The following is an 11643-nucleotide window of genomic DNA, read 5'->3' as shown; positions in this document are numbered from 1 at the left end:
AAAGTGTCGTCGTATTGGATTGTTTTCAGTCAGAGTGACGAAGAAGGTGGTCAGACTGGCTGGCCACGGTCCAATTTGTTACTGAGGATGATCGACGTGGTGGTTTTTTCCACGCCATCGACACTGCCGATCTGGTCCAGCAATTGATCCAGCTGCTCCGGTGAATCGGTGCGCAGCCAGGCCACGTAATCAAATTCGCCACTCACCGCACACAGCTGCTGCACCTGCGCCATTGCACTCAACCGACGCAACACTTCCTTGCCCGAGCGCGCTTGCACGGTGATCCCGACATACGCCTGCAAACCACCATCGACCACACGCTGCCCGAGGCGCACGCCATAGCCGGTAATCACCTGAGTTTTCTCCAGGCGCGCCAGACGCGACGTCACCGTGGTGCGCGCAATGCCCAACTGCCGGGCAAGCATGGCCACGCTTTCGCGAGCGTTGATCTGCAAGGCGGCGATCAGTTGGCGATCGATTTCATCAAGGACGGGCAAGGGCAGGGCTCCAGTGCGGGCGGCAATGGGTCGCCATGTTACAGGCTTGCGCCCGTCTGGAGCGCTGCGATCTGCGAGATTAAGGCGCCTTGCAGACTTTCGCGGCGGCGGGATCGTTCGGGATAAACGAGTCCGGCGCGCCAGGCTTGAGCACCACGTAGCCACGGCGCCATGGCTGGTCGTCGATCAGCTTCCAACGATGGCCGGTGCCGGTGTTGTCTTCGGCGACCAGCACTTCACCGGGGTGCAGGGTGAACGTCTCGCCGCCTCGGGTAGCGAAGGCCAAGGTGCCGGAGAGGGTCATGACGTACTGCGGCTCGGGATCGTTATGCCAATCGTAAGAAGCGTGCGCCGGGGTTGTCTTGAAATGAATGGCAGTGACGTCGTTGCGCATGCTCGGGTCGATGGTGCCCTCCAAAACGTGCGAGGCGTTGTCTGCGCCTGTGCAGAGCTTGTACGCCTTGATGGTGGCCGGGGCGGGCGATGCTGCGTGTGCGCAGTTCAGGGTGGCGAAGGTGATTGCGAGAGCGCCTGCGGTGCGCAGGCTGAGGGTAAAAAAGGCGCGGGGTGAACGGTTGGCCTGAGGCATGGAGCCGGGTTCCTCGTGCTGGTTGAGTGACCGGCCATGGTCTATGCCGCAGCAGTTGAGGACAATTAACAAATCTTTCATTGCTGACAAAGGCGTGGGAGTCAGCGTCGCCTTTTCCATACGCCAGACACGCGAAAGCCGCGCAATGCGCGGCTTTTTTGTTTGGTGGGCCCACACGGACTTGAACCGTGGACCAAAGGATTATGAGTCCTCTGCTCTGACCAACTGAGCTATAGGCCCTTGTAACAGGTCGCGGATTATAACGATGGTTTCCCCGCTGTGCCATCCGAAAAGTCTGAAACCCTCAGATGAAGAAAAGCCTCGGCAAAAAGCTCGGGCGGCAGGGGCAGGCTGACGATGTAGCCTTGCATCTGTTCACAGCCTTCGGCGGCAAGAAAGGCTTGTTGCGCGGGGTTTTCTACGCCTTCGGCGATGATGGTGAATTGCATGCTGTGGCCCAGGGCGATAATGGCGCGCACGATGGCGGCGTCGTGCGGATCGTCGGGCAAGCCGCGCACGAAGGACTGGTCGATTTTGAGGAAGTCCAGCGGCAAGCGCTTGAGGTAGCTGAGGGATGAATAGCCGGTGCCGAAATCGTCAATCGCCAGCTGCACGCCCAGGCGTTTGAGTTGGTGCAGCACTTCCAGGGCTTCCTCGGCCTGGCTCATGATGAAGTTTTCGGTGATCTCCAATTGCAGGCAGCCGGGCTCCAGACGGTAGTCGCGCAGCAGCTGTTCAATGCGCGCGAGCAGGTTGGGGTGGCGCAGTTGTGCGCCGGCGAGGTTGACCGACAGTGGGCCGAAATCCTCATAAACCGTTTGCCAGGCGTGCAGTTGTTGGCAGGCCTGTTCCAGTACCCAATCGCCGATCTGCAGGATCATGCCGTTCTCTTCGGCGAGGGGGATGAAATGCTCAGGCGGCACGTCGCCAAAGGTTGGATGGCGCCAGCGGATCAGGGCTTCGGCGCCGATCAGTTCGTGGGTCGCCAGGCTCAGCTTGGGTTGGTAATACAGGCTCAGTTCGTCACGTTCGATGGCGCGGCGCAGTTCGTGTTCCAGGGCCACGCGCTCGTTGGCTTGGGCGGTGAGGTCACGGGTGTAGCTTTCGACGCGGTTGCGGCCCTTGGCCTTGGAGCGGTACATCGCCGCGTCGGCGTTTTTCACCAGGGTGGCGACGTCAGTGCCGTCCTGCGGGTACAGGCTGGTGCCGATACTCGCGCTGATAAAGAACTCGTGCTCGCCGGCCTGGAACGGCGGGGTGAAGCAGGCGAGCAGCTTGTTGGCCAGGTGCGCGGCATCGCTGGCGTGTTGCAGGCCGGGCAGCAGGATGATGAATTCGTCGCCGCCCAGGCGTGCCACGGTGTCGACATCGCGCAGTTGCTCCTTGAGGCGCACGGCGATGTCCTTGAGCAGCAGGTCGCCGATGGGGTGGCCAAGGCTGTCGTTGATGTGTTTGAAGCGGTCCAGGTCCAGAAACAGCACGGCGCCTTGGTTGCCGCTTTCCTGCTGACCATTCAGTGCGGCCTGCAACCGGCTTTCGAACAGGGTGCGGTTGGGCAAGCCGGTCAGTGGGTCATGGTGTGCCTGGTAGTCGAGGCGCGCCTGGGCGTGCTTGAGGCTGGAGATGTCGGCAAACACGGCGACAAAGTGGGTGATCAACTGCTCGCGGTTGCGCACGGCACTGATGGTCAGCCAACTGGGGTACAGCTCGCCGTTCTTGCGGCGGTTGGAAATCTCGCCCTGCCAGTGCCCGTGGGCGGTCAACTGGTGCCACATGGCTGCATAGAATGCGCTGTCGTGCAGGCCGGAGGCGAGCAGGCGCGGCGTGCTGCCAAGGGCTTCGGCTTCGCTGTAGCCGGTGATTTCGCTGAACGCGCGGTTGACGGCACTGATGTTCTGCCGGGTGTCGGTGATCAACACACCTTCGGCAGTGCTCTCAAACACCGTGGCGGCCTGTTGCAGTTTTTCCTGCATGAACTGGCGTTCGGTGATGTCTCGCGCAATGGTCAGCATGCAATCTTCATCGCCGATGGGCAGTGGGCGACTGGACACTTCGCAGAGGCGAATCTGCCCGTCGTTGCGGCGTATATGGCAGACGAAGTCGCGCACAAACCCGTCGCGCTGCATCAGCTCCAACATGTGTTTGCGTTCGTTGAGGTCGACCCAGATACCCAGGTCCAGGGTTGACTGGTCGAGCGAGGTCACACTGGTGAAACCGGTAATACGGCTGAAGCCCTCATTCACTTCAATCAGCAGCCCGTCACGTTGACGGCTCAGCAGCAGGCCATCGGGTGAGGCGTGGAAGGCTTTGGCGAATTTCTCTTCGGACGTTTGCAGCTGTTGCTGGGTTTCTTTGAGCTGGGTGATATCGCGCACCACCACCACCAGGGCTTCGGTGGTGTCGAGTTGGAACGGTTGCGCCGAGATCAGCCCGGTAAACGCCTGGCCGTTGCTGCGTCGGAACGACATTTCGAGGTTGCGGATGCTGGTGGTCTGCACGCGTTGCAACAGGTCGGGCCCGACGCCCTGAATGCCCCAGATATTCAGTTCTGTGGCGGTCTTGCCCACCACTTGCTCGGCGCTCAGGCCGATCTGGTCTTCGAACGCCTTGTTGACCTCCAGCAGGCAGCCATCGGACATCCGCGCAATCACCAGGATGTCCGGGCATTGCTGGAACACCGAGGCAAATTTCTGCTCGGAAAGCTGCAGGGCTTCTTCGGTGCGCTTGGCTTCGCTGATATCGATCATCAAGCCGCGCAGCACCGGCTCATGCCCGTGTTCGATAAGGCTGACAATGTCACGTACCCACAGGCAGCGCCCGTCCGCCGTGATGACTCGGTAATCGAGGCTGTGGTCGCGGTTGGCGCGGGTTTCCCGGTAGCAGTAAGCCTCGGCGCGCGTCAGGTCGGCGGGGTGGATGATGTTGCGCCAGAACCCTGGAATCAGCCAATGCGCGCGGGGGTAGCCGAGCAGCTCTTCGGCATGCGGCGACACATAGCTGTAGGTGAAGTCCGTGATGCTGGCTTCCCAAGCGATGGCGGACAGGCTCTCCACCAGGCCGCGGTAGTGGTATTCGCTGCTGCGCAGTTCTTGCTCAAGGGCAACCCGCCGGGATATTTCCGAACTGAGCCGACGATTGATCCGAATCACGATGGCCAGCACGGTACTCAACAGCAGCACGGCTGGCAGGCCGTACATCAGCAGGTCGGCCCAGAACATGCGGTGATCGGTGAAGCTGCCTACCCAGTGTTGCTGGATGGCGTCGGTTTCGTCCGAACTGAGGTCGGCGAGCACCTTGTCCAGGATACCCACCAGCATTTTCTCATCGCGCGGTACGGCCATTGCCAGTTGATAGCGGTAGGGCGTTTCACCGCTGACGTATAACCCATCGAGTTTGAGTTGGCGCAGGCTCCAGACGCTGGAGGCAAGATCACCGACGACGGCATCCACTTCATCAGTGGCCAGGGCTTGCAGCGTCGAGCTGACGTTGGGCATGGCCACCAGGTTGAGGTCGGGATGGTGGGTGCGCAGCAATTCGTGGGGCGCGTAGTTCTCCACCACGGCGATCTTCAGCCCGTAAAGGTCCTTGAGGTTGCGCGGTTTGGCGCCGCCTTCGTGGGCGAGGATGACAATGGGAAAGTCCAGATACGGCCGGGTGAAGGCCAGGAAACCCTGGCGCTCCGGGGTGGACATGATGCCGGGCAGCAGGTCGAGCTGGTTGTTTTTGGCCTGTTCGAGCACGGCGGTCCAGTTGGCGGGCTCGATCAGGTTGATCCTGACGCCCAGGCGGTCCTGGATCAGGCGTACGTAGTCGGCGGCAAGGCCCTGATAACGGCCATTTTCGTCACGGTATTCGAAGGGTGGCCAAGAGGTGTCCACTCCCAGTCGCAGCTCCTGATGGTCCGCCAGCCAGCCACGTTCTTCATCGGTGAGAGTCAACGCGCCAGCCGTTGCGGTCCAGGTGAGCAGCGACAGCAGTATCACGGTCGGCAGTCTGGGCATAACGGTCTCGTTATGGCACGGGGAATGTTTCGAGTGTAGACGGGCATTGCGGGGGAGGGGTGTTGCGCGGCAGTTAATCTGTAGAAAGTGATCTGCACAAAGCAAAACCCCCGGCCTGGGCCGGGGGTTCTGGTATCACTCGTCGAGGAAGGAGCGCAGATGCTCGCTTCGCGTCGGGTGGCGCAGCTTGCGCAGTGCCTTGGCTTCGATCTGACGGATCCGCTCGCGGGTCACGTCAAACTGCTTACCGACTTCCTCAAGGGTGTGGTCGGTATTCATGTCGATGCCGAAACGCATGCGCAGTACCTTGGCTTCACGGGCAGTGAGGCCGGACAGTACGTCGCGAGTCGCTTCTTTCAGGCTCTCAACAGTGGCGACATCGATTGGCGACTGCATGGTCGAGTCTTCGATGAAGTCACCCAGATGGGAGTCTTCGTCATCACCAATCGGCGTTTCCATGGAGATCGGCTCTTTAGCGATCTTCAATACCTTGCGGATTTTATCCTCAGGCATTTCCATGCGTTCGCCCAGCTCTTCCGGGGTCGGTTCGCGACCCATTTCCTGCAACATCTGCCGGGAAATACGGTTGAGCTTGTTGATCGTCTCGATCATGTGCACCGGAATACGGATGGTGCGGGCCTGGTCGGCGATCGAGCGAGTGATCGCCTGACGGATCCACCAGGTGGCATAAGTCGAGAACTTGTAGCCGCGACGGTATTCGAACTTGTCCACAGCCTTCATCAAGCCGATGTTGCCTTCCTGGATCAGATCGAGGAATTGCAGGCCACGGTTGGTGTACTTCTTGGCGATGGAGATCACCAGACGCAAGTTCGCTTCAACCATCTCTTTCTTCGCGCGGCGGGCTTTGGCCTCACCGATCGACATGCGACGGTTGATGTCCTTGATTTCGGCAATCGTCAGACCGGTTTCAGTCTCAAGCGCAGTCAGCTTCTGCTGGCAACGGATGATATCGGGCTGCAGACGACCAATGGCTTCGGCGTATTTCGCCTTGCCTTTGGCCAGTGCGTCGGTCCAGCTTTCGTCAACTTCGTTGCCCGGGAACTGGCGCAGGAAGTCAGCACGCGGCATGCGCGCATCACGTACGCAGAGCTGCATGATTGCGCGCTCTTGGGCACGCAGACGCTCAAGGGCACTGCGAACACGTTCAACCAGGCCTTCGAATTGCTTCGGCACCAGCTTGATCGGCATGAACAGCTCAGCCAGGGCGATCAGCTCGGCAATGGCCTGCTTGTTGCCGCGACCGTGCTTTTTCAGCGCCTTACGGGTGATTTCCATTTGATCGGAAACCGCACCGAAACGCTGGGCAGCGATGATCGGGTCCGGACCGCTTTCAACTTCATCTTCGTCGTCGCTGCTGGCTTCAGCATCGTCGTCTTCGGAATCGTCGTCGGCTTTCGCGGCTTTCGCATCGACAGGCGGCGGTACTTCGGCAGCAGGCGGCGCAATGCCATCGTCCGGGTCGATATAACCGCTCAGAACGTCGGACAGGCGGCCACCTTCGGTGGTAACGCGGGTGTACTCGGAGAGAATGTGGTCAACCGTGCCAGGGAAGTGCGCAATTGCGCCCATCACTTCACGGATGCCCTCTTCGATACGCTTGGCGATTTCAATTTCGCCTTCGCGTGTCAGCAACTCGACCGTACCCATTTCACGCATGTACATGCGCACAGGGTCCGTCGTGCGACCGATATCGGTCTCCACTGCTGCCAACGCTGCTGCTGCCTCTTCGGCCGCAGCCTCGTCAGTATCGGCGTCGGCCAGCATAAGGGAATCCTTATCTGGCGCAGTTTCGAATACGTTGATCCCCATGTCGTTAATCATGCGGATGATGTCTTCCACCTGCTCTGGATCTGAAATATCCTCAGGCAAGTGGTCGTTGACCTCGGCGTAAGTCAGGTAACCCTGCTCACGACCCAGTGTGATCAACTCTTTGATACGAGACTGCTGTTGCGCTTTTCCGGACATAACACCCTATCCACTGAAGGTCTTGGCGGGCAAAAAACAAGCCGAGGATTATACCCGAGCTATGACCTCACACGCCAGCTGAGGTCGGGTTTGATGCGGAAACATTCTGTTTTAAGAGGTCGCGCATCTGTTTTGCTATCTGAATCTGCTCTTCAGCCGATAATCCCGGCTGCCTTGCTCTCTTGATGAGTTCATCGAGGGTCTGCGTGTGCTGACCCGCGGATAACCTAGTAATGGTGTCTAAAAACTGTTGTTCAAGGTTATCGCCGTCAATTAGCCACTCCTTTTCTGCGAGTGCTTTCAAGAGGCGGCCTTGTTCGGTGCCATGCCAGCGAGCCATCAACTGAATTGAGTTTAGCTTAGGATTTTTCTGTACCGCCTCGATCAAGGCGATCAGTACCTGAGCGTAAGTGTTGCTCTCGTTGGCAAAATGATCGGCGCTCTCAACTTTCTTCGCCAATTGCGGGTAGTGGATCAGCGTACGCAACGCAATCAGCGTAGGGGCTTCCACCGCCACCGGCGTGCGTGGCGCGTAGGCCTCATCACGATCACCGCGCTTGCCGTTCTTGCTCCAGGGTTTCTTGTCCCATTTCTTGCCGCCGGCGCCGGGTTTCTTCGGTGTCCACTCCTGCTGGGGCGCGTAGGCCTCCTGCGGTTGGTGAAAGTCCGAGTAGTCCGGCATGGCGTCGTAATCCATGCCTGGGTCGTAAGCCGGCGGTGCGTCTTGCGGCGCGTTGTGCACCAGCTGGCTGACGGCCTCGCCGCTCAAACCGGTGATTTCCAGCAGGCGCATGCGCATCAGTGACTTCAGGTTGGCGCCCGGTACTTTGTCGATCAACGGTGCCGCGAGCGTGGCCATGTGGGCCTTGCCTTCAAGGGACCGCGGATCGGCTTCTTCGGTCAATTGCTGGAAGAAATAGTCGGCCAGCGGCTGCGCATGTTGATTGATGCGCGCGCGGAACGCGTCGGTGCCTTCGGAGCGCACCAGGGTGTCCGGGTCTTCACCTTCGGGCAAAAACAGGAAGCGTGCACGGCGGCCATCCTGCAGGCTCGACAGCGTGGCTTCGAGCGCGCGCCAGGCGGCGTTGCGGCCGGCCTGATCGCCGTCGAAGCAGAACAGCACGCTGGGCACCACGCGAAACAGGCGCTTCATGTGTTCTTCGCTGGTGGCGGTGCCCAGGGTGGCCACGGCATTGCGCAGTCCTTGCTGGGCGAGGGCGATCACGTCCATGTAGCCCTCAACCACGATGATTTCATCGAGGTTGCGGTTGTTTTTACGCGCTTCGAACAGACCGTAGAGTTCCTGGCCCTTGTGAAACACCGGGGTTTCCGGGGAGTTCAGGTACTTGGGTTTGTCGTCGCCGAGCACGCGGCCGCCGAACGCGATGATCCGGCCACGGCTGTCGCGGATCGGAAACATCACCCGGTCGCGGAAGCGGTCATAGCGCTTGCCGGTCTCGGCGTTTTCCACCAACAGGCCGGCGTCGATCATGGCTTTCTGCTGCAGGGTGTCGCTGCTCAGGTGCTTGTAGAGGTTGTCCCAGCCCGGCGGCGCAAAACCCAGGCCGAAGTCCCGGGCAATTTCACCGGTGAGGCCGCGGCCCTTGAGGTATTCGACAGCGGCCTTGCGCTGCGGATGGCTTTTGAGCGCCTGGCGGTAGAAGTCGGCAGCGGCCGTCAGCAGCGGGTACAGCGGCGAGTCGGTGGGTTGCCGCGGTTTGTGCGGGCGGCCACTTTCTTCGCGGGGGATTTCCATGCCGGCGGCTTTGGCCAGGTCCTCGATAGCCTGGGGGAAGTCCAGGTTGTCGTGGTCCATGAGAAAGCCGAGGGCATTGCCGCCCGCGCCGCAGCCGAAGCAGTAGTAGAACTGCTTGTCGGGGCTGACGCTGAACGAGGGAGTCTTTTCTTTGTGGAACGGGCAGCAGGCGGTGTAGTTCTTGCCGGCTTTTTTCAGTTGCACGCGCGAGCTGACAACATCGACGATGTCGGTGCGGTTCAGAAGGTCGTCAATAAAGCTCTGGGGAATTAGCCCGGCCATGGCGTTCTCGTCATCACTGCGTATCAATGAGGCCCGCGAAGTGTTCAGGCGCACACATTGTGCGGCTCGATCAACTGTCGTCTGGTTGGGCTGTCAGGGAGTGTATCTGCCGAACATTCACTGACGTTAATTTCTATCAGTGTTCGGCCTGGAAATGTTGCCCGGGCGTCCGGTGTTGGCCAATGGCGGGCCTCGGAAACGCATCGTTGGGCACAGCCGACACGGTTGATCGTCTGTTTGAAGAATGAGTGTGCTCGTCAGTAGCCTTGTTAGGCTCGTCAGAAGAGACGCGCACCGCTGGCAAAAGAGCCAGTCCTGACGTGTGAAGCAGTGTCTCGGTCGCGTGTGCGGCGTCGACGGTGAAGCATCAAGCGATATCCGCAAATGCCAATAGCCCGGCTGAGGGCCGGGCTTGGCAGAAGCTTGCTACGTAAGTCTGTGTATTAGTACAGACGAACGGCGCGGCGCTGCTCGCGCTGAACTTTCTTAGCGTGACGCTTAACAGCGGCTGCTGCTTTGCGCTTACGCTCAGAAGTTGGCTTCTCATAAAATTCGCGGCTACGAACTTCAGCCAGAACACCGGCTTTTTCGCAGGAGCGCTTGAAACGACGCAGAGCTACGTCGAAGGGTTCGTTCTCTTTTACTTTGACGGCTGGCATCCAGAGCTACCTTCTTTCATTACCGGGAATCAACGTTCTCGTCGCAAAAAATTCGCGGCTGAGGTCGTCGGTTTTTAAGGGTTGCGGATGTTAACCCCTCATTGCCCGGAATGCAAAGCCTCTGATCGAAAACCGCTAGTCGGGAGGGGGAGTGGCGACTATTATGCGCGCCTTCGAATTCAGCCTCTACAAGGCGCAAACCCATGCTAGTACTGGGACTTGAAACCTCCTGCGACGAAACCGGTGTCGCACTTTACGACAGTGAACGCGGGCTTTTGGCCGATGCACTGTTCAGCCAGATCGACCTGCACCGCGCCTATGGCGGTGTGGTGCCGGAGCTCGCCAGCCGCGATCACGTCAAGCGCATGCTGCCGTTGATTCGCCAGGTGTTGGACGAGGCCGGCTGCGTGCCGACCGAGATCGACGCGATTGCCTACACCGCCGGCCCCGGATTGGTCGGAGCCCTGCTGGTTGGGGCTTCTTGCGCCCAGGCGCTGGCGTTTGCCTGGGGCATTCCGGCCCTCGGCGTGCACCACATGGAAGGCCATTTACTGGCACCCATGCTGGAAAAAACACCGCCACAGTTCCCGTTCGTCGCTTTGTTGGTTTCCGGTGGGCATACGCAGCTGGTTCAGGTCGATGCGATTGGCCAATACACGCTGTTGGGTGAGTCTCTGGACGATGCCGCCGGTGAAGCGTTCGACAAGACCGCGAAGATGATGGGCCTCAATTATCCGGGCGGTCCGGAAATCGCACGTCTCGCCGAAAAAGGCGTGCCGGGCCGTTACACCTTCCCGCGTCCAATGTGCGATCGCCCGGGCCTGATGTTCAGCTTCAGCGGCTTGAAAACCTCCGCACTCAACACCTGGCAGCAAAGCGTCAGCGCCGGGGACGACAGTGAGCAAGCCCGTTGCGACATCGCACTGGCGTTCCAGCAGGCCGTGGTGGAGACTTTGACCATCAAGTGCAAGCGCGCCCTGAAACAGGCGGGCATGAAGCGCCTGGTGATCGCCGGCGGCGTCAGTGCCAACAAAGCGTTGCGCACCTCGTTGGAAAAAATGCTCGGCGACATGCAGGGCGACGTGTTTTATGCGCGCCCTGAGTTCTGCACCGACAACGGTGCAATGATCGCCTACGCCGGTTGCCAGCGTCTGCAGGCCGGCCAGCATGAAAGCCTGGCGATCAGCGTGCAGGCACGCTGGCCGATGGAGCAACTTTCACCGCTGTAAGGGCTCACGTGAGCCGGGCTCATCGAACGTATTTAAAAATGCCGTTCGCGCCCGGCAAACAGGTCGCGTAAATTGCCGCGGTGGCGCCAGACGATCAGCAGTGTCAGCACGCTCATCGGCAACAGCGCTGCAGGCGCCTGCCAGGCCAGCAATGGCAGGGTGAGCGGCGTGGCGATCAATGCGGCCAATGAGCTGGTGCGGGTCAGGTAGAACGTCAACAGCCAGGCCAGCACGGCCAGCAGCGCTGCTGGAGGGTAAATGCCCAGCAGCATGCCGGCCGCCGTGGCGACACCCTTGCCGCCGCGAAAGCGGAAGTACAGCGGAAACAGATGGCCGAGGACAGCGTACACGCCCACCCAGGCTTGCTGTTGCAGGGTGAGGCCGGCGAGGCTGGCGATGAGTACGGGCAACAGGCCCTTGCAGATATCGCCCAGCAGCGTCAGCACGGCGAGTTTTTTGCCGGCCAGGCGCAACATGTTGGTGGCACCGGCATTGCCTGAGCCACTCATTCGCGGATCGGGATTTCCCGTCAGGCGGCTGAGCAAAATGGCGAAGGACAGCGAGCCGAGCAGGTAGGCGAGAATCGCCAGTGACCAAAACATGCTAACTATTCCGGGCGAGGACGCCCTGATTCTAACGGGGCA

General features: G+C 60.1%; 8 protein-coding genes and 1 tRNA gene. 1 reads left to right on the top strand and 8 read right to left on the bottom strand.

Going from position 1 to position 11643, the window contains the following annotated elements:
* Positions 1–50: 50 nt before the first annotated feature.
* The 7 genes from FPT15_RS00285 to rpsU form a co-directional block, all read right to left on the bottom strand.
* Positions 51–497: an Lrp/AsnC family transcriptional regulator gene (locus tag FPT15_RS00285; protein ID WP_106575534.1), complete on the bottom strand. Its 447-nt coding sequence runs from the start codon at positions 495–497 to the stop codon at positions 51–53.
* Positions 498–576: 79 nt separating this feature from the next.
* Positions 577–1086 carry a cupin domain-containing protein gene (locus tag FPT15_RS00280; RefSeq protein ID WP_145157469.1) on the bottom strand — a complete coding sequence of 170 codons (510 nt, stop codon included), beginning with the start codon at positions 1084–1086 and terminating at the stop codon, positions 577–579.
* Between the two features lie 163 nt (positions 1087–1249).
* A tRNA-Ile gene (locus tag FPT15_RS00275) sits at positions 1250–1326 on the bottom strand.
* Positions 1327–1343: 17 nt separating this feature from the next.
* Complete coding sequence (locus tag FPT15_RS00270; protein WP_145157467.1) at positions 1344–5087, bottom strand: bifunctional diguanylate cyclase/phosphodiesterase; 3744 nt, start codon at positions 5085–5087, stop codon at positions 1344–1346.
* A gap of 135 nt (positions 5088–5222) precedes the next feature.
* Positions 5223–7073: an RNA polymerase sigma factor RpoD gene (gene rpoD, locus FPT15_RS00265; protein ID WP_106575532.1), complete on the bottom strand. Its 1851-nt coding sequence runs from the start codon at positions 7071–7073 to the stop codon at positions 5223–5225.
* Between the two features lie 67 nt (positions 7074–7140).
* On the bottom strand, positions 7141–9111 hold the full coding sequence (dnaG, locus tag FPT15_RS00260) for a DNA primase (RefSeq protein ID WP_119737662.1): 1971 nt from the start codon (positions 9109–9111) through the stop codon (positions 7141–7143).
* Between the two features lie 443 nt (positions 9112–9554).
* Positions 9555–9770 carry a 30S ribosomal protein S21 gene (gene rpsU, locus FPT15_RS00255; RefSeq protein ID WP_002551877.1) on the bottom strand — a complete coding sequence of 72 codons (216 nt, stop codon included), beginning with the start codon at positions 9768–9770 and terminating at the stop codon, positions 9555–9557.
* A gap of 203 nt (positions 9771–9973) precedes the next feature.
* Here rpsU and tsaD point away from each other — a divergent pair, with 203 nt between their 5' ends.
* Complete coding sequence (gene tsaD / locus FPT15_RS00250) at positions 9974–10999, top strand: tRNA (adenosine(37)-N6)-threonylcarbamoyltransferase complex transferase subunit TsaD (protein WP_106575530.1); 1026 nt, start codon at positions 9974–9976, stop codon at positions 10997–10999.
* A gap of 32 nt (positions 11000–11031) precedes the next feature.
* Here tsaD and plsY read toward each other — a convergent pair whose 3' ends face one another.
* Positions 11032–11601, bottom strand: coding sequence for a glycerol-3-phosphate 1-O-acyltransferase PlsY (gene plsY, locus FPT15_RS00245; RefSeq protein ID WP_145157465.1), 570 nt, complete (start codon positions 11599–11601; stop codon positions 11032–11034).
* Positions 11602–11643 lie beyond the last annotated feature (42 nt).

Source organism: Pseudomonas sp. RGB (assembly GCF_007713445.1).
Lineage (GTDB): Bacteria > Pseudomonadota > Gammaproteobacteria > Pseudomonadales > Pseudomonadaceae > Aquipseudomonas.
The sequence above is the reverse complement of the archived record's forward strand: the minus strand, read 5'-3'. Positions and strand labels throughout refer to the sequence as shown.

Excerpts from the sequence above, each read along its gene's own strand:
- FPT15_RS00280 (WP_145157469.1), bottom strand. The coding sequence starts at position 1,086 with ATGCCTCAGGCCAACCGTTCACCCCGCGCCTTTTTTACCCTCAGCCTG.
- FPT15_RS00270 (WP_145157467.1), bottom strand. The coding sequence starts at position 5,087 with ATGCCCAGACTGCCGACCGTGATACTGCTGTCGCTGCTCACCTGGACC.
- rpoD (WP_106575532.1), bottom strand. The coding sequence starts at position 7,073 with ATGTCCGGAAAAGCGCAACAGCAGTCTCGTATCAAAGAGTTGATCACA.
- dnaG (WP_119737662.1), bottom strand. The coding sequence starts at position 9,111 with ATGGCCGGGCTAATTCCCCAGAGCTTTATTGACGACCTTCTGAACCGC.
- rpsU (WP_002551877.1), bottom strand. The coding sequence starts at position 9,770 with ATGCCAGCCGTCAAAGTAAAAGAGAACGAACCCTTCGACGTAGCTCTG.
- tsaD (WP_106575530.1), top strand. The coding sequence starts at position 9,974 with ATGCTAGTACTGGGACTTGAAACCTCCTGCGACGAAACCGGTGTCGCA.
- plsY (WP_145157465.1), bottom strand. The coding sequence starts at position 11,601 with ATGTTTTGGTCACTGGCGATTCTCGCCTACCTGCTCGGCTCGCTGTCC.